The 21,548-nt window shown below is 42.7% G+C and carries 24 protein-coding genes and 2 riboswitches; of the genes, 1 reads left to right on the forward strand and 23 read right to left on the reverse strand.

The features are described from left to right. Positions 1 to 2: 2 nt before the first annotated feature. From CA600_RS04445 to CA600_RS04485, 9 genes are all read right to left on the reverse strand, one after another. Positions 3 to 917: a DMT family transporter gene (locus CA600_RS04445; RefSeq protein WP_179281524.1), complete on the reverse strand. Its 915-nt coding sequence runs from the start codon at positions 915 to 917 to the stop codon at positions 3 to 5. Positions 918 to 1,058: 141 nt separating this feature from the next. Then, the gene (locus CA600_RS04450; RefSeq protein ID WP_094869110.1) at positions 1,059 to 2,195 is read right to left on the reverse strand and encodes a zinc-dependent alcohol dehydrogenase; all 1,137 of its coding nucleotides are present in this window, start codon (positions 2,193 to 2,195) and stop codon (positions 1,059 to 1,061) included. 80 nt (positions 2,196 to 2,275) lie between these two features. Continuing rightward, on the reverse strand, positions 2,276 to 3,094 hold the full coding sequence (locus CA600_RS04455) for a VanW family protein (protein ID WP_256989728.1): 819 nt from the start codon (positions 3,092 to 3,094) through the stop codon (positions 2,276 to 2,278). Further along, the gene (locus CA600_RS04460) at positions 3,095 to 3,619 is read right to left on the reverse strand and encodes a cysteine hydrolase family protein (protein WP_094869111.1); all 525 of its coding nucleotides are present in this window, start codon (positions 3,617 to 3,619) and stop codon (positions 3,095 to 3,097) included. 130 nt (positions 3,620 to 3,749) lie between these two features. Further along, positions 3,750 to 4,472: a 7-carboxy-7-deazaguanine synthase QueE gene (gene queE / locus CA600_RS04465; RefSeq protein ID WP_094869112.1), complete on the reverse strand. Its 723-nt coding sequence runs from the start codon at positions 4,470 to 4,472 to the stop codon at positions 3,750 to 3,752. Next, the gene (locus tag CA600_RS04470) at positions 4,465 to 4,947 is read right to left on the reverse strand and encodes a 6-pyruvoyl trahydropterin synthase family protein (RefSeq protein ID WP_094869113.1); all 483 of its coding nucleotides are present in this window, start codon (positions 4,945 to 4,947) and stop codon (positions 4,465 to 4,467) included. Before CA600_RS04470 ends, queE begins: the two co-directional genes overlap by 8 nt. Beyond that, entirely contained in the window at positions 4,947 to 5,609 is a 663-nt protein-coding gene (gene queC, locus CA600_RS04475) for a 7-cyano-7-deazaguanine synthase QueC (RefSeq protein WP_094869114.1), read from the reverse strand. The genes CA600_RS04470 and queC overlap by 1 nt, the downstream gene beginning before the upstream one ends. A 29-nt stretch (positions 5,610 to 5,638) precedes the next feature. Then, a complete protein-coding gene (queF, locus tag CA600_RS04480) occupies positions 5,639 to 6,124 on the reverse strand; it encodes a preQ(1) synthase (RefSeq protein WP_094869177.1) in 486 nt (161 codons plus the stop codon). A gap of 151 nt (positions 6,125 to 6,275) precedes the next feature. After that, a riboswitch (PreQ1 riboswitch) is annotated at positions 6,276 to 6,319 on the reverse strand. 261 nt (positions 6,320 to 6,580) lie between these two features. Further along, positions 6,581 to 6,748, reverse strand: a complete 168-nt coding sequence (locus tag CA600_RS04485) for an ATP-binding cassette domain-containing protein (protein WP_094869178.1) — start codon at positions 6,746 to 6,748, stop codon at positions 6,581 to 6,583. A 63-nt stretch (positions 6,749 to 6,811) separates the two neighbouring features. Here CA600_RS04485 and CA600_RS04490 point away from each other — a divergent pair, with 63 nt between their 5' ends. Beyond that, positions 6,812 to 7,147, forward strand: coding sequence for a hypothetical protein (locus CA600_RS04490; RefSeq protein WP_094869115.1), 336 nt, complete (start codon positions 6,812 to 6,814; stop codon positions 7,145 to 7,147). Between the two features lie 69 nt (positions 7,148 to 7,216). Here CA600_RS04490 and murB read toward each other — a convergent pair whose 3' ends face one another. From murB to CA600_RS04555, 14 genes are all read right to left on the reverse strand, one after another. After that, complete coding sequence (murB, locus tag CA600_RS04495; RefSeq protein WP_094869116.1) at positions 7,217 to 8,128, reverse strand: UDP-N-acetylmuramate dehydrogenase; 912 nt, start codon at positions 8,126 to 8,128, stop codon at positions 7,217 to 7,219. A gap of 151 nt (positions 8,129 to 8,279) precedes the next feature. After that, the gene (locus tag CA600_RS04500) at positions 8,280 to 9,080 is read right to left on the reverse strand and encodes an ABC transporter ATP-binding protein (protein WP_094869117.1); all 801 of its coding nucleotides are present in this window, start codon (positions 9,078 to 9,080) and stop codon (positions 8,280 to 8,282) included. Between the two features lie 100 nt (positions 9,081 to 9,180). After that, entirely contained in the window at positions 9,181 to 10,215 is a 1,035-nt protein-coding gene (locus CA600_RS04505) for a FecCD family ABC transporter permease (protein WP_094869118.1), read from the reverse strand. Further along, positions 10,215 to 11,270, reverse strand: a complete 1,056-nt coding sequence (locus CA600_RS04510; RefSeq protein ID WP_094869119.1) for a FecCD family ABC transporter permease — start codon at positions 11,268 to 11,270, stop codon at positions 10,215 to 10,217. Before CA600_RS04510 ends, CA600_RS04505 begins: the two co-directional genes overlap by 1 nt. A 218-nt stretch (positions 11,271 to 11,488) precedes the next feature. After that, positions 11,489 to 12,496, reverse strand: a complete 1,008-nt coding sequence (locus tag CA600_RS04515; protein ID WP_094869120.1) for an ABC transporter substrate-binding protein — start codon at positions 12,494 to 12,496, stop codon at positions 11,489 to 11,491. 202 nt (positions 12,497 to 12,698) lie between these two features. Then, positions 12,699 to 14,516, reverse strand: a complete 1,818-nt coding sequence (locus tag CA600_RS04520) for an APC family permease (protein ID WP_094869121.1) — start codon at positions 14,514 to 14,516, stop codon at positions 12,699 to 12,701. Between the two features lie 123 nt (positions 14,517 to 14,639). Continuing rightward, positions 14,640 to 14,795, reverse strand: a riboswitch (cyclic di-AMP (ydaO/yuaA leader). 196 nt (positions 14,796 to 14,991) lie between these two features. Next, positions 14,992 to 15,456, reverse strand: a complete 465-nt coding sequence (locus CA600_RS04525; RefSeq protein WP_094869122.1) for a disulfide oxidoreductase — start codon at positions 15,454 to 15,456, stop codon at positions 14,992 to 14,994. Next, positions 15,453 to 16,205: a DsbA family protein gene (locus tag CA600_RS04530; RefSeq protein ID WP_094869123.1), complete on the reverse strand. Its 753-nt coding sequence runs from the start codon at positions 16,203 to 16,205 to the stop codon at positions 15,453 to 15,455. Before CA600_RS04530 ends, CA600_RS04525 begins: the two co-directional genes overlap by 4 nt. A gap of 160 nt (positions 16,206 to 16,365) precedes the next feature. Beyond that, positions 16,366 to 17,682: a hemolysin family protein gene (locus tag CA600_RS04535; protein WP_094869124.1), complete on the reverse strand. Its 1,317-nt coding sequence runs from the start codon at positions 17,680 to 17,682 to the stop codon at positions 16,366 to 16,368. A 311-nt stretch (positions 17,683 to 17,993) separates the two neighbouring features. After that, positions 17,994 to 18,404 (reverse strand): spore coat protein GerQ, encoded by a 411-nt coding sequence (gerQ, locus tag CA600_RS04540; protein ID WP_371916527.1) that lies wholly within the window; start codon positions 18,402 to 18,404, stop codon positions 17,994 to 17,996. Between the two features lie 185 nt (positions 18,405 to 18,589). Then, on the reverse strand, positions 18,590 to 19,021 hold the full coding sequence (locus tag CA600_RS04545; protein WP_094869125.1) for a cell wall hydrolase: 432 nt from the start codon (positions 19,019 to 19,021) through the stop codon (positions 18,590 to 18,592). A 208-nt stretch (positions 19,022 to 19,229) separates the two neighbouring features. Beyond that, on the reverse strand, positions 19,230 to 19,622 hold the full coding sequence (locus CA600_RS04550) for a DUF2500 domain-containing protein (RefSeq protein WP_042194012.1): 393 nt from the start codon (positions 19,620 to 19,622) through the stop codon (positions 19,230 to 19,232). Positions 19,623 to 19,813: 191 nt separating this feature from the next. Next, the gene (locus CA600_RS31115) at positions 19,814 to 19,990 is read right to left on the reverse strand and encodes a hypothetical protein (protein ID WP_179085723.1); all 177 of its coding nucleotides are present in this window, start codon (positions 19,988 to 19,990) and stop codon (positions 19,814 to 19,816) included. Between the two features lie 243 nt (positions 19,991 to 20,233). Beyond that, entirely contained in the window at positions 20,234 to 21,523 is a 1,290-nt protein-coding gene (locus CA600_RS04555) for a WD40/YVTN/BNR-like repeat-containing protein (protein WP_094869126.1), read from the reverse strand. Positions 21,524 to 21,548 lie beyond the last annotated feature (25 nt).

The raw sequence follows: 21,548 nt of genomic DNA on the forward strand, positions 1-21,548 counted from the left end.
TGTTATGAAGCATTCTGAATGGCATCTGCCACCCGAATAGTTTTCTTTCTTCCAGCGTACAAATATACACCGAGTCCAAACATGACTAAAAGTCCACCAGCCCATTGCAGCGCTGTTAATTGTTCACCTAAGAGCAGAAAAGCTAGGATGCTAGCACCCACGGGTTCTCCTAAGATGTTCATGGATACCGTAGTTGCGGATACATACTGAAGTAGCCAATTAAATAAAATATGCCCAAATACCGTGGGTACCACAGCTAGCAATATGAAAATCCCCCACTCATTCGCAGGATAATTAAAGAAGGAAATCCCCATGAACAGATTGTATATGGCAAACACGCCAGCTGCTGACAAGAAGACTATCAAGCTATACAAATAGGAAGGCATACGCACCACTAGCTTTTGACCGATAAGCATATGCACAGCTACCGCTACAGTACCTCCAACCGATAACAAATCGCCTTTAAGATTATCCGCAGAGATTCCAATATCTCCCCAGCCGATAAATATTACACCACCAATAGCAATACTCAGTCCCAGAATAGCAGACGCAGCCGTTTTTTCCTTATACAAAAAATAAACGCCCAGCATAATAAATACGGGCTCCAGCGCCATGATCATCGTTGAACTAGCTACCGAAGTATACTTCAAAGAGCCCATCCAAAGCAAAAAATGTAGAGCAAGCATAGTGCCTGAGAGCACTAACATGATCCAGTCCTTTTTACGAAGCGCAACCGCTGCTCCACTATATGGTCGTGCAAAAGGCAACATCAATAGCGAGGTGAATAACAGCCGATACATGCCTTGAATAGACGCTGGTGCTGCAGACCATTTAATAAAAATAGCAGAAAATGAGATGGCCACAATCCCAATCAACATTAATATTGGAATAGGAAATGGCGGTTTTTTAAGATTCACATGGTACGCGTCCTTTCAATATCTAAAGTCACTTATGTTAATTTAACGCAGACCGTAAAAAAATGCATCTATTTTCATTAGATTTCACTAAAAAAAGCATAAGCCACGTCATTTCTGACGAGAGCTCATGCTTCTATAAGGTTACGGCTTTAGAACAACCTTGATACAATTCTCTTTTTTCTCACTAAAAACGTCATAGCCATGCTCTGCTTTACTGATTGGCAGGCGATGCGTAATGATATCTGTAGGATCAAATTTATTCTCTTTAATCATCTTATAAAGCAAAGGCATATAGTGAATAACTGGGGCTTGTCCCATCTTTAAAGTAATATTACGTTCAAATAGATGACCCAGCGGGAACATATTGTAATTAAGCCCATAAACCCCTACCAGCTGAATGGTTCCGAATTTACGCACAATATCCGAGGCCATCCTAAATGCGCTGAGTGAGCCGCCTTGTAGCTTTAGTGTGGTTTCCACTTTTTCCAAAGCAGATATTTTGGCATCCAAACCTACGCAATCAATAACTACGTCTGCTCCCCCATGAGTAATCTCCTTCAAATGCGCCTCAATATCCTTGATCTCTTCAAAATTATAAATTTCAACCTTATTGGTTTGCTTCGCATGCTGCAGCCTGTAACCAACATGGTCAACAGCTATGACTCTAGAAGCACCTTTCATCCAGGCGAATTTTTGAGTTAACAGACCAACAGGTCCACAGCCAAGAACAATAACTGTATCCCCTGGCTTCACGCCTCCGCTTTCTACTCCCCACCAGGCTGTAGGTACAATATCTGATAAGAAAAGAATTTTCTCATCTTCCATTTCTGCATCCTCAGGAACCACAAAGGGGCCGAAATTACCATAAGGTACCCGCAGCAACTCGGACTGCCCTCCAGCAAAGCCACCATAAGTATCAGAATAACCTAGGTAACCACCTGTGTCCTTAGCATCATTAGAATTGTCACATTGGCTCTCCATCTCATGCTGGCAAAAGAAACACTGACCACAGGCCACATTAAAGGGAATAATGACACGATCGCCTTTCTTGACTTTAGTTACGTCAGGGCCAATTTCTTCAACAATCCCCATAGGCTCATGACCGATAATATAATCATCATGCATACCTGGAATCTCACCGTTATAAATGTGTAGATCTGAGCCACAAATCGCTGTAGTTGTAATCCGAACGATAATATCGTCCTTTTTCTCAAGCTTCGGATCAGCTACCTCTTTAACCTTAACTTTTTTCTTCCCTTGGTAGGTTAGTGCCTTCATACTGTTCATCCGCTCCTTTAGAGTATGGCAAAGGGTGTAACGATAACATCATCTATGTTATAACCCTAAGACCTATCTTCTTATCCATGAAGAAGCGGGGAATACATCATAAGCGCATAATTATCGGTTACATCTTCATCTCCAATTAGGTCGCCGGTACGTGTATATACTTTTCGACTAATCTTGTTACTGCGTATATAGCCTCCCCAAGGTTCTAGACTAATTCGATGATCACTTTCGTACACTTCATATTTATAAAGGGATTGCTCCTCGCATCTCCATTCCCCATGTAAATGGCTGTCATCCAGCCAGAGCTTTAATTGATAGGCTTGATTCGTATTATTCTTCACTTGAAGGTCCAAATAATTATAAGAACAGGTGGCCCCGCTTCCAAATGGCTGTGTACGCTGTTCATCTGGAAAAACATCATAGCTGTGCCGATGCCGTTCCGTAACCGTAAGAGGTGTATGCAGTGTCATCCAGTAGATCAGATTGGACAGCTGGCATAAGCCTCCGCCAACCCCGGAATGGAACCCACCATAATGCAGCACCATTCCCTCCAGATACCCTTTTCGCTTCGTGGGCTTTCCAATGCTTCTCCAGTAAGAAAAAGTCTCCCCCGGCCGCACCATAAGTCCATCCAGTTTCGCTATCGCCAGACGTAAATTGGTTATTTTATTGTATTGAAGCACCATATCTACATTCCGTAGACTTCTTAATAACGGTGTAGCATGAGTCATCACTTCATTAGATAAAACTTCACTAGTGCGTTGCTTCGCCACCTTGCTGCGGCTAGTACACCATTTCAGATATCTTTTGTAAATAAAATATCGCTTTCCGGCAAATAGTCTAAGTCGAGAACGCTGAATAGGTTTCATGGCAGCCTGAGAGGTATTCATCTAGAACTGAACCTCGCTTTCAGCTCGTAACTGGGCGAATCTCCCTCCAAGCAGTGCATTATGATGCTTAACGATCTGTTCACTATTCAGCATTTTGTTATCAAAGGTGCTATGAGCGTCTGAAACCAATACACTTTTATAGCCCATGCTGTATGCGCGTCTTATCGTCGTATCTAGACAGAACTCACTTTGCATTCCACAAATCACCAGATTCGTGATCCCCAGCTTCTGTAGCTCATCTTGCAGTACGGTTCGGTGAAAAGCATCCCAAGTAGGCTTCTCCACAATAACTTCGCCTTCCTGCGGTGTGATACGATGACTAATCTGCCACGTGGGCGTTCCTTTTGTATATTCCTCATCTTCTGTATGTTGGGCATAAACAATTGGAGTGCCTGCCACCCTAGCTTTGTGCTGAAGGGAAATAATTCTCTCCATCACCCCCTCTTCATCGTACAGCTTTTGATCAGGGTAGGAGAACATAGCTTCTTGAACATCAATAATTAATAGTGCAGTTGAATTTTCCAAGTGGATAACCTCCTAGAGCTTTTACAAAAATAATACCAGATTATGGGACACTCTATCTACCTATTTAAAGACTCCAATCAACAAAAAAAGGGCATCTGCTAAGCAGACACCCTCATCATTACAATCCTTTTTACTTACCGCGTTTATTATGCCAGATCAAAGCATGCAACTGTGGAAGTACTCGCACTCTATTCATTTCTGAATCCATGATCACTTTATTAAACAGCCACTCCAGCCTTCCCAAAAGTCGAGCAGAAATGTCTCCTTCTTCAGTGACATCATCATTCCCAGGCTGCAGGAAGAGCGGCACATTGGGATATCGCTGGTGAACGTCTTTTGCATAATCAAAATCCTTGTCATCAAACACAACGACTTTCAGGCTATGTGTAGAACGGCCCCGATTCTCCATCTTACGCATGATGGTATCTAGCATCTCCCAATTTGTCGTCATCCCTGAGCTTGGTGGTTTCGGACTGATGGTCAGCACATCCACATCATTGAACCAGTCCTGCCATTTACTGCCCTGAGTTTCTATAGCCGCTTGTTTCCCTCGCTCATGAAGCTGGTTAATAAAAGTGCCCATCCCATCACCAATTAAAGCAGGATTACCGCCGGAAATCGTAACACAGTCGAAATTATCTCCAGCTATAGCTAAAAGTTCATTCATAATTTCATCCGAGGTCATCATACGAACCTTGTCTTTCGCCGTGCCATCCCAAGTGAAGGAGGAGTCACACCAGCCACAGCGATAATCGCAGCCATAGGTGCGGACAAACATCGTCTTTACACCAATCACCGCACCTTCCCCTTGAATGGTCGGACCAAACATTTCAATTACGGGAATCTTACTCACAGTCACAGCCTCCATACAAGCGGTAAGATGGCCCATCCTCAGGGATATCTTCAGCCAGTACCTCTGCCCAGGAGGTTGGTGTCTCCCACAGCTTTACAGCGTAGAGCGGCAGCCCCGCTTGCTTCAGCTTATAGGCAATATAGGAGGACATATTCTCAACCGTGGTGCGGAAAGACAATAAAGCTACTTTGGAGCCAGTATTCACTAACGTCTCTAATACAGGTTCATTCCCCATAGCGAGAAAAGCGTGATCTAAACGATCTACAAGGCTTTGTTGTACTGTCATTTTGATATCGCTGAAATCAATAACAAACCCTTCATCCGAATGGCCTTCCGCGGTCATAGGTTTACCCTTGAGCACTACTTCAAGCTTATAAGTATGTCCATGCAGATTGCTGCATTTCCCCTTGTGGCCCACTAATTGATGCGCCGCGTCGAACGTGAATATTTTGCAGACTGAAACCTCGTTTAGCATTAAGAACTAACCTCCGTTCTTTCTGCCTCATACTGTTCAAGACCACGCTGACGTAAAAGACAAGCTGGACAAGTTCCACAGCCACTCCCAATTATGCCGTTGTAACAGGTTAATGTGTGTTCACGAACATAATCAAAATAGCCCAGTTCATCGGCCATCTTCCATGTTTCTTTTTTATCCAGCCACATCAGTGGAGTGTGTACTGCAAACTCATAGTCCATAGATAAATTCAGCGTAACATTTAATGATTTCACAAATACATCACGGCAGTCCGGATACCCGCTAAAGTCCGTTTGGCAGACACCCGTAACGATATGGGAGTAATCCAGCTGTTTAGCTAATATTGCCGCAAAAGATAAAAACAACAGATTCCGTCCGTCTACAAACGTGCTAGGAAGCTCATCGCCTTCGCCAGCAACGATATCAATATCTTGGCGGGTTAGTGCATTGGGTGCCAGCTGATTCAGCAGCCCAAGATCTAGGATATGCTGTTGTACATTAAACTTAGCCGCTATTTCTGTAGCCACTTCGATTTCGGCCGCATGCCGCTGATTATAATTGAAGGTAACAACCTGCACTTCCTCAAATTGCTTCAAAGCCCATACCAGGCAAGTGGTGCTATCTTGTCCGCCGCTGAATACGACGAGTGCTTTCTTATTCATCTAAATCTCTCCTTATCAACTTATTGGGATTAGCGGTTGTCCACTTTTTCCGGATAGAGGTCATGATTGATTAAGCGGTGCTCCGCTATCGCTTCATACTTCGTACCCGGTCTTCCATAGTTGCAATAAGGGTCAATAGAGATACCTCCACGCGGAGTGAACTTCCCCCACACCTCAATGTAACGAGGGTCCATCAGTGCGATCAGATCATTCATAATAATGTTGACACAGTCCTCATGAAAGTCACCATGGTTACGGAAGCTAAACAAATATAGCTTTAATGATTTGGATTCCACCATTTTCTGCTCAGGAATATATGAAATATACAATGTAGCAAAATCCGGCTGGCCTGTTACAGGACATAAGCTTGTGAACTCAGGACAGTTGAATTTAACAAAATAATCACGCCCAGGATGTTTGTTATCAAACACCTCTAAAATATCTGGATCATAACCAAACTGGTACTGCGTTCCCTGATTCCCAAGCAAAGTAACCTCTTGCATTTCCTCTTTCATTCTTCCTTCTGACACGACAAAAAACCCCTCTCTTTTCCTTCGGCCTTGGCCGGTAATGGAAAGAAGAACGAGATTTCGAAAACTTGGCTCCACTAAGAAGAAACGGAAGCAACGTCCCGATAAAGGAGCGCATCCGCTTATATGATTTAATATACTCTTAGTTTTTTATAGAGGGAGTTCGCGAACCTCTCCTGCATCATCCGTGCAGACTTCTTCTTTAAGCATATTGCGTCTTGAACTATACCATGGGTAACCTGCTCCTGACAAGTTCTACGCTTTGCCTTAGCTTTTCCCTTGTCAAACAGTTGAAGTTTCCATGACTTCAATCACTCAAATTGGTGCTACCTTACAGAGATCAGCGAACAGCTCCAGGTTATCTCGGATAGAACAACGCATGTACAGATTGGGAAGCTCAAAAACAACACCAATTTGGTATGGATTTCTTTTTTTATGATGTTAAATATTCATGCCATTAATTAAAATTTCTCCGCTTGTAGACTGAAGTAGACCTGTCATCATGCACATTGTTGTTGTCTTCCCAGCACCCTTGGGACCTAGAAACCCAAAGGCCTCGCCCTTTTTTACAGCAAAAGTAATTCGTTCTAATATAGCAGAAATATGGATTCAAATCCTAAGAAAAGGGTAACTTAAACTTAATAATCTTCGAGGTAAAGGTGGGCTCATCTAATGGAACAAAGTATACAGAAACTTATGGACTGGATTAACAGTCATGTGAATGAAACTATTGTAATTGAAAAGAAAGAGCTTCGTGATCTGGATAAAATTCATTTTAATCTAGAGGCCGTTGAGTTTCGGAGTGCGGAGGATGTTATCGATGATTATCTAGGGAGTGCAGTAATATTAAAAGGATTTGGCAGCACTTTAAACGCCGATGGTGAGCTAGTATCGCTACCACACTCCACCTATGACTTAGCTATTGACGGGCTTCGGATTGAGGACATAGGGGATCGTAAGGCGGAAATTACGACAGATCGAGCTAAATATACCCTCTCAATAAATTAAGCAAGATGTAATAACAGCAAAAGAGCCCACAGTAAATCTGGGGCTCTTTCGATTTATACGATCAATAAGTTACTCTTCTCCAATGATCTCCACTTCAGTTTCCAGCTCCACACCGAATTTATCCTTCACAGTCGCCCTTACATGGTGAATTAGCCCAATGTAATCGCTGGCGGTTGCATGATCTGCATTTACAATAAACCCTGCATGCTTCTTGGATACCTCAGCACCACCGATTCTTGTTCCCTGCAAGCCACTCTCTTGAATTAACTGACCTGCAAACCGACCTGGAGGACGTTTAAAGACACTACCACAGGAAGGATACTCAAGCGGTTGCTTGGATTCACGCAGGTAAGTAAGTTCATCCATTTTCGACTTGATAACTAATGCATCACCTGAAGTCATAGCAAAATTGGCCTCAAGTACGATGTATTCACCGCTTGCGAACACGCTTTTTCTATAACCCCATTGCAGCTCATCCCCTTGCAGAGTCACCAATTGCCCGCTCTTAGTTATAGCTAGCGCACTATGCAGTACATCTTTAATTTCTCCGCCGTAAGCGCCTGCGTTCATGTATAACGCTCCACCAACCGTTCCTGGAATGCCACAGGCGAACTCAAGACCCGTAAGCTCCATATCCAACGCATATCTGGAAACATCAATAATCTTAGCGCCGCACTCCGCATATAAGAGATTGTCTCGAATCCCCACATCCGTTAGTCCTGCCGTTTGCAGAACGATTCCACGTACACCGCCATCGCGGATAATCACATTCGAACCGTTCCCAAGTACCGTAAGGGTGATCCCATTCTGTTCCGCATATGTAACAATCTTTTGAATTTCCTCATAAGTAGCTGGTGCTGCCAAAATATCTGCTTTACCGCCCATTTTGGTATACACGTGATCTTTTAAGTTCTCATGACTCTTCACAATTCCTGCAGTCATTAACTGCTCTAGGTCATTTTGAATTTTGTCAATATTCATGTTTCATGCTCCTTTAACCATGTATAAATGATGGTCCTTAATCTATTTTTAGTAGTGGTATCATGGATTTGTAGGCAACCCCAACTGTAACAACGAACAGGCTCCCTTGTCAATGACGGGAGCCTGTTCGTTGTATGATTCTCGAATATGATTACACCGCTTTATAGGCAGCAAGCTCGTAAGGAAGGCACAGTGGCACTCCCGTACGTGGATCTGGAACAATATCTGCTTCAATGCCAAACACTTCGCGCAATACATTTGGGGTCATAACCTCAGTAGGTGATCCTTCACTAATCACAGTCCCCGACTTGATAGCTACCATATGCTGCGCATAACGAGTAGCATGATTCAAATCATGTACGACCATGATAATGGTACGCCCTTCTTCCTCATTCAGCTTTTGCAGAAGCTGTAGGACTTCAAGCTGGTGAGCCATATCTAGAAATGTTGTTGGTTCGTCTAAGAACAAAATATCCGTCTCTTGTGCCAATGCCATAGCGATCCAAGCGCGTTGACGTTGTCCACCCGATAGACGGTCAATCGGACGATCATGGAATGGTTCCATCCCCGTAACGGAGATTGCGTTCGAAATAATGTTGCGATCCTCTGCGGTCATTGTACCGAAACCTTTTTGATGGGGGAAACGACCGTAGCTGACAAGCTCAGAAACCGTTAGACCGTCTGGAGCTGTTGGGTTTTGCGGTAAAATCGCAAGTTGACGAGCTACCTCTTTCGTTGAAAAGTTATGGATTGATTTGCCGTCCAGCATTACACTGCCGCTCTTAGGCTTCATGATCCGAGCCATCGTTTTGAGGATTGTAGATTTACCGGAGCCGTTAGCGCCCACTAGTGCAGTGATTTTTCCCGTAGGGATAGTCAAGTTCAATCCTTTAACAATTGTAGCCTCTGCATACCCAATACTTAATTCTTCTGTATTCAAACGTTCTGACATGATAACAACTCCTTATAAGTTTTATGGAGCTATGCTCCTAGAATGAACTACATAATAAATTTCGCTTCGTAAGCACGCGCTACGTTGTATGGAGCTATACTCACGCTTTTGATTTGGCGAGTAAATATAAAAAGTAAGGTGCGCCAATAATTGCAACCACAATGCCCGTGGGAACTTCTGCAGGTTGTAATACCCATCTGCCGATCGTATCGGCAGTAATCATAAGGAGTGCCCCTGTCAACGCACTAGCCGGCAATAATACCTGATGACGGGGCCCTACGAGCCTGCGAGCCAAGTGTGGTGCTATCAGTCCAACGAAGCCTATACCTCCGCTTACAGCAACGCAGGAGCCGGCAAGCGCCACTGCTGTCATGAGTAGAAGAATACGCTCCTTCTCCACTCTCATTCCAAGCCCTAGTGAAGTATGATCGCCTAGATTCAATACATTAAGAATCCGTGCTTTATAGAAGGCAAACGGTAACAAAATCACTATCCAAGGTAACAGAGCAAGGACAAATCTCCAATCCCCACCCCATATTTTACCGGCGATCCAAGTCGCTACAAATTGATAATTATTTGGATCAAGCCGAAGTGCCAACACAAGCTGGCAAGCATTAATTCCGGCAGCGACCGCAATCCCGATAAGGATCAACCTTGTTGGAGATAGACCATCTGCTTTCCGATAAGCGAGAAGATAGATTAAAGCGGCGGTTAAGCTAGCCCCTCCAAGCGCTAAGAGCGGCAAGACGAATACCGGAGCTGCTGTTGTAGCCGGAAAAAACGAGATGAAAATGATTACCGCAAAACCTGCACCCGCACTTATGCCCAGCGTAGCCGGCTCAGCAAGTGCATTTCGTGCGAGACTCTGTAAGATACAGCCTGACACTGCAAAGCCCGCTCCAACCAACAGTGAAATTACGATGCGAGGTAATCTAAAATCAAATAAAATAAGCTTTTGCTGATGTGTTCCATCTCCCAGCAGTGTATGTAATACCTCCAATGGGGATAGGCGCATAAACCCTGTATTCATACTGATAATAAACATGACGACGATCAATATAGCTAGGAGCGATAATACTGTAAGCACGCGTTTGCGGCGTTCTTTTTCATTTGGAGAAAGGGTTAATCTGTGCATTACAGCTCCCCCTTCCGCTTACTCGCCAAGTAAATGAAGAAGGGTACCCCGATAATGGCAATTAAAGCGCCTAGCGGCGTTTCATAAGGTGCATTGATCATTCTAGCGGCGATATCCGCAAAGATAATCAATAAGCTCCCAAGTACTGCCGAGCAAGGAATAATCCAGCGATAATCTACCCCCACGAAATAACGCGTAACATGTGGAATAATTAGTCCTATAAAAGCAATCGGGCCAACCATCGAGACTGCACTTCCGGCAAGAACGACTACAACAATCATACATGCCAACTGGACTAATCGAGTCCGCTGCCCCAGACCAACGGCCACTTCCTTACCTAAACTGAGCAATGTGACGGAACGCGATAACATCATCGCTGCAATTAATGCCATAAACACCCAAGGGAAAATGATTTTGATCTGAGTCCAGCTAGCTCCTCCCATTCCACCAGCTAACCAAAAAGCAATATCCTGAGATAAGTTAAAAAGAATCGCTATGCCCTGGCTAACAGCAACTAGTAATGCGCTGACAGCAGAGCCCGCAAGTGTCAACCGCAACGGTGTCAGGCCATTAAAGGAAAGCGACCCAATTCCGAATACGATAAAAGAAGCAACTGCGGCACCAATAAAACAAAACAACATAAGTGTAGTGAAGGAGAGCGAAGGTGCAAAAGCAAATACTATAGCAAGCGCTACACCCGCTCCCGCATTCAAGCCGAGCAGACCTGAATCCGCAAGTGGGTTCCTTGTCATCCCCTGCATGATTGCCCCGGCTACTGCGAAGCAAGCACCGACCAAAGCACCTGCGATCACGCGTGGAAGTCTTAGTTCTCTAATCACCTGATGTTGCTGTATATCTGGATTGAATTGAAATATTGCTTCCCATACCGTAGCTAGCTTGATATTTGCCGCACCCACCGAGACTGAAAGTGCCAGTCCAAAGGCAATAGCAGCAAGTCCAAAAATCAGAATACCTATTGCAGCTGCCGGACGGGTATGTAGAGCTTTTTGTGTATCATTTTTATTGCGATGTGCGAAATCTGAGGGTGAAACCATGAGTCGTCTCCTTAATCGATAGTTACAATAGTCTATATGATAACAACAATCATTCTCATTATCGCAAAAAAATTAATGTTGTACAATTGCAGGAGCCATTTTCCCGTAATATGGGCGTAGTTTATAAAAAAATGGTGCAGATCTTTGTATCTAAGATACTGATCTGCACGCCCTTCCCCACCCAAATGAGCAGTCTCATTCATGGTGAATTACAACTTTTATTTCACAAGACTTGTTAACACATCGTCAATGATTTTGCCACCAGCGTTCGCACCACTGTATAGCCAACTGCTTGTTGAGCTCATTTCATGCACATTACCAGCTTTTACAGCCGGGATGCCTTTCCAAATGGCACTGTCCAGAATCTCCGAACCCTCAGTCTTATCACTATTTACAAGGATAATATGATCTGCAGTCAGCTCAGAAAGCTTCTCCAGCGAAATTGGATTCCAAGTAGCTCTTGTACCCACAGGAATTTCTGTTACTAAGTTAGGTAGCTTTACACCAAGGTCTGTATATAATACAGCACCACTGCTGCGAGTTTCGTCTACAATATAGAAGTTTTTTTGTACCAGCCATAAAATCGCCACGGACTCTTCTCCAATAGCTCCTTTAAGCTTTTCTTTCGCAGCCGCCGCTTTGTCTTCATAATCTTTAATGGCTTTCTCTGCTTCAGGGGTTTTGTTCAGAATTTCACCAATCTTGAGTAGCGATTTACGCCAATCTTGATTTAGCTTATCCCCGATCACATAAGTCGGTGCAATCTTATTCAATTGGTCGTAGATACCATTCTGTACGGAAGACTCCGATGGGATAAGAATCAGATCCGGAGCGAAGCTGGTTACTGCCTCCAATGGAAGATCGTAGCTAATGGTAGGGACATCTTTCAATTCAGCAGCCAGATAATCCTGAACGCCATTTGGCACAGACCATTGGGCTACTGGAGTCACACCCAGCGTTACCAAAGAATCTTCCAAATAAGAACCCAGAACACGCCCAGGATTAGCAGGGATCGTTACTTCATGCCCCATCGCATCCGTTAACGTTTTTGGTGCTGCCGGTGCTTCTGTAGCTTCTGCAGTAGGCGCTGTTGTAGGCTCCGTTCCTGCATTGGATGAACTTTCAGCATTATTATTACCGCAAGCGGATAGGAATAGCGTCATCACTATTAGTCCGATCATCGTCAATTTCATGCTTCCAAATCTTTTTCTGTTTAACGAAAACATTAAATACCCTCCTAATATATACCTGCTTTGATATTCAAAGGTGTTGTTTACCTCTGTCTCACTTTTAAATGATATTGATTCTCATTCTCTGTGTCAACCTATAAATTTAAAATTTTGTTGATTTGCAGCATTTTCCTTCAAGAAAAATACAAAAGAGACTATATTCCGAACGTTCCGGATATAGCCTCTCCTTAATAATCCATTATTTATTCAAATGATAGGGGACAGTCGCAACTACAACATCTTTTGAATTCATTAGATACGAACGGATTAAAAAGCTGGTCTGATTATGAAGTACAGCTTGCCACCAATGCTTAGTAATAAACTGCGGAATCAGAATCGTAATATGATCCGTCGCTGCGGTCTTCCACTCCACGGTATCAATAAATTTCACTAACGGACGAATAATACTGCGATATCTGGAACGAAGTACAATCAGGCGTACACCCGGATTCCATTCCTCCCACCGTTGCTCCATCTTTTGAATGTCCTCTTCATCAAAGCCAACATACACGGCTACAACATTATCTGTTAGAGACTTGGCATAGCTGATGGAATGCAGTACAGCACGTGTTACACCAGCAACAGGGACAACAACCGTACTTCCTTTAATTAAAGGTTTATCCGTAGCCGGACATATACGAAGCTGATCTGCAGTGTTCAAATAGTGCTTGTGAATGCGGTGGAACACAAACATTACAGCAGGTAAGAAAATGAACGCCATCCATACGCTTGAGAACTTAGTAATGATAAAAATAAGCGTAATTGTCAATGTAGTCAGCATACCGATGGTATTTACAACAAATCTTTTTTTCCATCCCGCTGGTTTGGTTTTAAACCAATGAACCATCATTCCAAGCTGGGACAATGTGAACGGAATGAAGACACCTACCGCATAAAGAGGAATCAAGCTTTCTGTATTTCCGTGAAATGCAGCTACAAGTACAGCAGACAGAACACCTAGAAAAATAATACCATTTGAGAAACCTAGACGGTCACCACGAACCATAAAAGCATGTGGCATATATTTATCTTTTGCAAACATAAAGGCGAGCAGCGGGAACGCTGAGTAAGCTGTATTAGCTGCTAAGAATAAAATGACTGCTGTAATCCCTTGAATGAAAAAGTATAAAGTTCCGCGACCAAAGGTCGATTCAGCGATCTGAGAAACAACCGTTGCCTTTTCATCAGGCACTATACCGTACCAATAGGCCAGTAATGTGATACCTGTAAACATAAATCCAAGTATAACCCCCATGACCATTAAGGTCTTGGCTGCATTCTTTTCAGCCGGTGCTTTAAAGTTTGGAATGGCATTAGATACAGCCTCTACACCCGTAAGTGCCGAACAGCCAGAACTGAAGGCTTTTAATAGTAGAAACAAACTAACATTGGAGACGGCGCTGCCTATTTCAGGGACATTCGCATGTACGCCACCTGCTGCATATTTAATAACACCGGAGATAATCAAGACTACAATCGACACCACAAACAAATACACTGGGATTGCGATAAATGAAGCCGATTCTGTAACTCCGCGAAGATTAATCAATGTTAGAAGAATAATTACGGATACTGCAATAAGAACCGTGTGATTATGAAGAATTGGAAACGCTGATGTGATCGCATCTGTCCCTGCCGAGGCACTAACAGCTACGGTCAGGATGTAATCCACTAACAAAGACCCTCCTGCTAAGAGCCCTGTCGGAACACCAAGATTACTCTTGGCAACGATGTAAGCTCCGCCTCCCTGAGGATAAGCGTAAATCGTCTGCCGATAGGATAAAATCAGGATGGCCAGCAGGCCCAATACGGCTAATGCAATTGGCAAGGAATACCAGATGGCAGTAAACCCCGCAGCCACCAGTACAATCAGAATTTGTTCCGTTCCGTAGGCTACAGACGAGAGCGCATCAGAAGACAGGACAGCCAGTGCTTTAACCTTGGATAACTTTTCATGATCGAGTTCGTTCGACTTCATCGGACGCCCGATCAATAGTCGTTTTACCTTGCTTACCATGGTGGATACAGTTCCTTTCTTTGGGAGCTGAAACGGAATTTCCGCGCGCTGTTTTCATTGGTGGATTTCATAAATGCAGACACAAAAAATAGCATACGGAAATGATCCGCATGCTATGCATGGTCATTATCCCACCTTGCTTACGAGGTTAGCTGGCGGATTCGGGCTGTGGTTTAGCCCTACGGTTAAGTCTAATCGACCCTTCCGATTCACCCCATTGGCATAAATGCCAAGTTTGGTTCCCCCGTTTTTCCTAAGAAAATTCAGCGCATATTCAACTTCTCACAAGGTCTAATATTAGTCTACAAAGTGTATGCAGTAAAGCGTTGAAAAAAATGAAAAAAGAATGAAAAAACATCCAAAAAGCGCAAATACAGCGTCTAATTGGATGCTCTCTTTCATTCTCTTCAATTATCCCTCTGGGTCGTGTTTTTAGTCACTTTTCACATTTTTTCGTTCCTTCAAAGTTGAAAAATCAAAATCCTAAACTTTCTTCTGTTTCTAATTCCATCACTTCTTCTTCCTTGCGTCCGTACCAAAGTAAAATACTTATTAAAGCAAACGCGATTAAAGCAAGAAAAGGAATCGTAATGAATCCGAAATAGTTCAAGTAATCCTTATTACAAGGAACACCAATTGTACAAGGAAGCACTTTACTTAACGCAGGAATCTTCTGCTCCGCATAATGATAAATCGAGATACTGCCACCAATCAAGCTTAATGGAAGTACATATGGGATAATCCTTTTATCTCCTCGAAACGTCGCAATTCCCAAGAGGAATAACTGAGGATACATAAAAATTCGCTGGAACCAGCAAAGCTTACAAGGTTCATATTTCAATACTTCGCTCAAATACAAGCTACCAGCTACAGCAACTAAAGAGACGAACCAGGCCAGATACAGGCAGTTACGCTTGCAAAAAGATAGGAACTTTGTCACTTTGCCTCCACAGCTTTTGCGGCGTCGTTAATTTCAGTTGAAATCGCTTCAACGTTAAAAGGATCCGCAATCATTACTCCATTGATGTAAAGGGATGGTGTAGTCGTCACCCCAGCTTCACTAGCTAACTGCATACCCTTATTCAGCTCATCTGCATACGTACGATCCTTAATATCTTTACGAAGCAGTTCGTAATCGATAGCTAACTTCTCTTTCTCCGCAAGGCTTACTAAGAAATCTTCAGTCGCCCATTCTTCACTTTCATCACCTTGCTGAGCATATACAGCATCATAGAACTTCCAGAACTCATCATTATTCTGATGATAAACAGATAATGCAGCAAGTGAGGCCGTTTCAGAGTCTGGACCAACGAAAGCCATATTTACAAAGTAGAGCGCTGCTTTTCCCTCGTTGACAAAATCTTGAACAATTTTCGGTTTAACTGAAGTTGCAAATTGGGAACACGCTGGACATTTTAAGTCTCCAAATTCAACAATTTTAACAGGTGCATCCTCTTTACCAACTCTAGGTAGCTCACTGTAATTGAATGCTACTGGTTCTCCCGAAGTGGCATTTTTTGTGGCATCTTTCGAAGCTAACATAAACAATCCAACAAAAATAATGACTACTAAAGCAATTGAACTAATAATTAAAATTCTCGTCTTCTGCTTTTGCTGCTCCTGTTCTACCCGCCGTTTCTCTTGTTTGCTAAGCTGGGGAACGCTTGTACTTTTATTAGGTTTACTCAAGGAGAGTTCCTTTCTGTCCTCTGTGGACTAATGTAGTTTTTATCATATACATTTAAAATTATATAATTTTTAGTCTCTTTTTGGCAAACAATACTGTAAAAACTCTGTAAAAAAAGACACAGCACTATAGCACTGTGTCCTAATCATTCTAATAAGTTCGTTATGCACCAGCTTCTTCAGTCAATAGCTGTAACTTCAGCAGTTTAATTCGAGAAATCCGCTTATGATCCGTTTCTTCCACAATAAACAGATGATCATCAAATTCTACAGACTGTCCTTTTTGAGGTGGATTAACCTCCAATTTAGAATACAGCCAACCGCCTATCGTATCATAATCCTCAGTATCCATATGGAGCCCCAAAAGATCATTGATCTCTTCAATAAGCATCAAGCCGTCGATGGAGTGTTCATCCTCCCCCAGCTTCTCAACACCAGGACGTTCTTCATCGAACTCATCCTGAATTTCTCCTACAATCTCCTCCATGATATCTTCCAGCGTAACCATTCCTGATGTTCCACCGTACTCATCAATCAGAATGGCGATTTGTGTCTTTGCGCGCTGCATGACTTTCAACAGAGCACTAATCTGAATAGATTCTGGTACAGTTAGTATAGGACGGATCAATTTATTATAGCTTTGTTCACGATCCCTAATTAAGTCCTTGATATGGATGAAGCCAAGGATATGATCCTTATCACCATCACAGACAGGATAACGCGTCCTCATTCCATCAAAAGCAATCTCAAGGTTCTCTTCCGTTGAAAGATGATTATTCAAGCAGATCATTTCTGTTCGAGGAATCATGATCTCGCGGGCCATTGTATCCACAAATTCAAAAATATTGTCAACCAGCGCCATTTCGGTATTATCAATAAAGCCGCTTTTATTACTTTCTTGCATGATAATACGGATTTCTTCTTCCGTATGCGCCGTTCCCAGCTCTGAAGCAGGGGATAAACGGAAGATCCGTAATAAACCACGTGCCAGCCCGTTTACGATCCAAATCACTGGATACATGATCTTGTAAAACACATTCATCGGCCCCGATGTTAGCAAAAGGACAGATTCAGCCTTGTTAACTGCAATAGTCTTAGGTGCAAGCTCTCCTAGCACGATATGCAAGATAGTGATAAACATTAGAGCAATAATCAAAGATACAACATTAACAGCGGTTACTCCAAAACCTATACTTCCTAATAAGGGCCCAACAAGGTTAGCTATAGCGGGCTGCCCCAACCATCCTAACGCAAGTGAAGCCAATGTAATACCAAGTTGACAGGCGGATAGATAACCTTCCAAGTTGCGTACAATGCTTCTCGCTTTTAAAGCTTTTTTACTACCTTCTTCAATAAGGGTATCGATTCTACCGCTTCGTACTTTCACCATTGCATACTCAACTGAAACAAAGAATCCATTTAATAATACCAACAGAATAATAAGACCTACGTGTAATATACCGGGTAAAGGGTCGCTCAATTTATAATCCTATCCACCATTCTCCGTACGGATGGATAGGCCCACCTCCTTCGTTTTTTAAGAGTATTGGCAAATCGCTTGCCAGTTGTTCCTTTCAGTATCAATTTCCCAATGCTTTCATCTCCAGTCTAGAATCACGTTTTTGAATATATACTTTATTATATTAATATATTGGGGCAAACCGCAAGCATGCGTGTCCTTTCGAAAAAAAATAGGCCTTTATTCCCCTTATTATTCCAAAATATCAGCATAAATAGAGAAAACCCCCTCACGGTTAAGTGATGGGGTTCATACCAAATATAAGACCTTGATTAACGACAGTTTCTTGTTGTAGGAGGATTACCGATCACACCAGGGTACTGATAAGTAAGGGGCTCATCAAATGTAGCATAATCAAAATAAATCATAAGTAATACAGTACGTTGACCAGTTACTGGGTCACTAATAATAATGTGGTCACGGCCCGCAGCTTCCAGCACACCCTTGTAAACTTTGGCATTCCACTCTTTGTTATTTTCGTAAGTAAAATAAAATGTACCTACTTTGCCTAAATTCAGTCTGAAAATATTTTCGATATACGATTGTTCAAACTGTTGAGGCGGGTTTTGAACTACAACCCCTCCTGGTGTCATCGGACTTCCGCTGCTAACTTGTGGTGGCATGCTACCCATGCCTTGCATTCCTTGCATCCCTTGCATTCCTGTAGACATTGGCATTTGCATACCTGAAGAAGAAACACTGCCAATAGTGTAAGTAACGGGACGGTATGGTTGAACGATCATTTAATGAAACCTCCTAAATATTTATCGGAGCAGTTGCTCCCTTTGGATACAAAAGAACCTTTACACTAGCTTACTGAGAGAATTACTCATAATAATGAGTAATTCTCTTTTACACAGTTACCCTGTTAATTACCAATAAATACAGCCGGGCAATCTTCTCCAGTCGGAGTAAAGAAACAATGAGCTTTAAAGCGGCCAGTGTTTTGTTGGTTATACCAGGTTGGAGGGCAATCTCCTACAGGACGGAAGAACCATAAAGCATTGGTCGCTGGCCATGTTCTTTCACCTGCAATTGCACGTTTAGCAAGACGGATGTCTGCTTCTCTTGCTCGTTGATAAAAGTAGCTTTTTTGCGGGGCTTCGAATCCTCCCGGACTTTGATAGACCATGTCATTCACAGTACGAATGTTCAAAAAATCAAGGCAATTGCCAAGAATCCGGTTGACACCAACATTGCCAACCATAAGCATACCGAGATCTCCATCTTCCTCTGCTTCCGCTCTCATCAACCGCGCTAGCACCCTCACATCTTCCGAGTTCGTTTTGATGACGGCCACGCTGTCTCCTCCTTGGGGTTGCTTCGTAAACAACCTCGTTCTTAACTGCATGGTGTATTGTATGTGCATTAGCCCAAGAGGTGACAGTTCCCACCTAATTTTAAAGCCATTTACATTCCGTCTAGTTGCTTATTAGACCGCAAATAAAAACCATCCCTCTGCTCCGTTGAATAGAACAGAAGAATGGTTTAAGAATGAATGCTAATGACTACTCCGCTGTGGAGTATTGTGGTTGTCGCTCAAATCCGTGATATCTAGTTCCTTGATAGGTAAGCATGCCTTTATCGCCTTCTGCACTCATTCCATATTCATGGCCATCTACTTTAAATTCAATTCGACTGCCTCCATTCAATTCGTACGTTAAGTAGTATGTTGTACTTGTACGACTTGAACCATTATCTTCTTGAACCTGCTGCTGCCTTATTTCACTCCGTTTGCTGACGATACGGGCAGGGATGGTTAGCATGGGTGAGCTATTGTTCCGGCTCCATTGAAGCAAACCCCTGCCTGCTGAAACTGCAAGAATACCAACCATTACAATGAGAAATATTGGCATCACTGTTCCAGAGAAATCAAACATCCATGAAAGATCCGGGCCCATTCCCATGACATTGTCCCCCTTCATACCCATTAATTCAACCCTTAGCTTAACTTCAGGCACTTCTGTACATGTATATGCCTCTTCTAGTCCAGAAAGCATTAAATTAGTGAGACTTCATGCAAAAAGACCACTTCGTTTTCTTAGAAATCAAGAAATCGTGTGGTCTTTAATCATAGTTTTGAGTGTTCAGATTAAGCATGAACGAGGTCTAGCAATTGCTTCGTTTCATCAGTCTCAACATCTAACATACCATTGTCTGCCCAGCATGCTCTGCATTGTTCTTCCGTTTCACACAGGTGAGCATCATCACAGTTGTAGCAAAGTTGCAGTAGGTTTCTTGTCATATAATCTGTTTCAAAAGTTTTCATTGTAATCTCTCCTATTCGAAAGTTAAGTTTGTGAAAATTTGAACTTGTTCTATGTGTTAAATATATCACACGATCATTTAAATGTCATGTGATTTTTTTCACATCTTTAAAGAAAATTTTAATTAAGTTTTTTCCTTATATTCAATCAATCAAAAACAAATTGATTTGGAAGTTCATTCTTGTTTATTTTTTAAAGAAAGCTGTTTCAAAAGTAGTATCTACTACTTTTGAAACAGCTTCACTTTACATCACACGCCAACTAATCCCACCATTTGTAGTTTGTAAGAGGAGCGAGCGTTTTTGTTCTTTTTTCTCAAGCAAAAGCCATCCCACCTCTGCGGAAATAAACTGCATCTTAATCGTCTCAGGATATTCCTCAAGCTTAGACTGCAGAACACTGCTCTCCTTAAGAGGGAGCCAAGTTTTCCCTTGATTAACGGTATGGTAAAGAGTATCACCAATAATGGCCCAACCAACTTGCGAATCCAGAAATGTCGGAGCGCTCTGATGATTCCCTCCGGTTGGACTCTTTAATTCAAAAGGGGTGAATTTCCAGTTGTCTCCACCATTAGCAGTAAAGTAACCGTGGTAAGTAATCGTCTTATCTTTATCATTTTGGCAGCCCACAGACATCCAACCATTAGTCTTACTAGCATCGAAGAACTCTGGTTTGCCAGTAATGACTCTGTCACAGCTTTCCAGTTGTTCATTTACCAGAAAAGACTGTCCTGGATTCCAACTCTGCCCGCCGTCCTTAGTTATAAAGATCTTAGGAAGGGCACCGGTTTGCAAAGTCACAAATCCTTCTACATGATTCTTGAAGATCATTCCAGTACTTACTCCTGTGAACGGGATCGAATGATTTGGAAGGTTCGGATTATACTGTTCATTCTGCATCACTTCTTCCCATGTGGCCCCACCGTCTGTCGTTGAATAAATCGCCTTGCTTTCCTTATTAGGAGTAGCGTTCGCAGAGGTCATTAGCCATCCCTGAGTTGGTGAATTAAAATAAACGGAAGATACATTATTATCATCACCTAATGAAGAGATTTTCCAGCTCTTCCCTCCATCTGTGGTTCGTAACACTATATTTTCTGTCGTACCAAAGGCACTTCTTATAATCCAACCATGATTAGAGTCAGTGAAAAAGATGCCTTTTCCATAGACAGGTGTGGAAAGGAACTGCACATTGGGTGCAGGAGAGATATTAGCCCAGGTCGACCCGTTATTATGGGTAACGTACAAACGAAGTTCATTTTTTGTTACACCCCATACCATGCCCTCTGTCTCACTAAGCAGATGAAAACCCGTAATTCGAGTTTGAACCTGATATTTCGGGCCACTCTCTTTGTTAGTATTGTTACTAGGTGGTGTAATGAGAGTAATCGTCTGTCCTTCTTCCGGTGCTTCTGTAGGTTGTGGCTGTGGAGAAGGCTCCGGTGGTGGTGAAGAACATGCTGAGACTATCCACGCTAGAAAAAATAGCATCATAAACATTCTTAGAGTTTTCAATCCAGCGGTTCTAGATGTCAATGCCCTCTCTCCTCTCAATTGGAAT

The organism is Paenibacillus sp. VTT E-133280, assembly GCF_002264385.1.
In the GTDB taxonomy this organism is placed as follows: domain Bacteria; phylum Bacillota; class Bacilli; order Paenibacillales; family Paenibacillaceae; genus Paenibacillus_AQ; species Paenibacillus_AQ nitricinens.

Bases quoted from the DNA above. Each gene is read 5' to 3' on its own strand.
- gerQ (WP_371916527.1), bottom strand. From the start codon at position 18,404: ATGCAAATGCCAATGTCTACAGGAATGCAAGGGATGCAAGGAATGCAA.
- CA600_RS04505 (WP_094869118.1), bottom strand. From the start codon at position 10,215: ATGCACAGATTAACCCTTTCTCCAAATGAAAAAGAACGCCGCAAACGC.
- CA600_RS04450 (WP_094869110.1), bottom strand. From the start codon at position 2,195: ATGAAGGCACTAACCTACCAAGGGAAGAAAAAAGTTAAGGTTAAAGAG.
- murB (WP_094869116.1), bottom strand. From the start codon at position 8,128: ATGAATATTGACAAAATTCAAAATGACCTAGAGCAGTTAATGACTGCA.
- CA600_RS04550 (WP_042194012.1), bottom strand. From the start codon at position 19,622: ATGGGCCCGGATCTTTCATGGATGTTTGATTTCTCTGGAACAGTGATG.
- CA600_RS04455 (WP_256989728.1), bottom strand. From the start codon at position 3,094: ATGAATACCTCTCAGGCTGCCATGAAACCTATTCAGCGTTCTCGACTT.
- CA600_RS04510 (WP_094869119.1), bottom strand. From the start codon at position 11,270: ATGGTTTCACCCTCAGATTTCGCACATCGCAATAAAAATGATACACAA.
- CA600_RS04490 (WP_094869115.1), top strand. From the start codon at position 6,812: ATGGAACAAAGTATACAGAAACTTATGGACTGGATTAACAGTCATGTG.
- CA600_RS04500 (WP_094869117.1), bottom strand. From the start codon at position 9,080: ATGTCAGAACGTTTGAATACAGAAGAATTAAGTATTGGGTATGCAGAG.
- queC (WP_094869114.1), bottom strand. From the start codon at position 5,609: ATGAATAAGAAAGCACTCGTCGTATTCAGCGGCGGACAAGATAGCACC.
- CA600_RS04520 (WP_094869121.1), bottom strand. From the start codon at position 14,516: ATGGTAAGCAAGGTAAAACGACTATTGATCGGGCGTCCGATGAAGTCG.
- CA600_RS31115 (WP_179085723.1), bottom strand. From the start codon at position 19,990: ATGAAAACTTTTGAAACAGATTATATGACAAGAAACCTACTGCAACTT.
- queF (WP_094869177.1), bottom strand. From the start codon at position 6,124: ATGAAAGAGGAAATGCAAGAGGTTACTTTGCTTGGGAATCAGGGAACG.
- CA600_RS04470 (WP_094869113.1), bottom strand. From the start codon at position 4,947: ATGCTAAACGAGGTTTCAGTCTGCAAAATATTCACGTTCGACGCGGCG.
- CA600_RS04515 (WP_094869120.1), bottom strand. From the start codon at position 12,496: ATGTTTTCGTTAAACAGAAAAAGATTTGGAAGCATGAAATTGACGATG.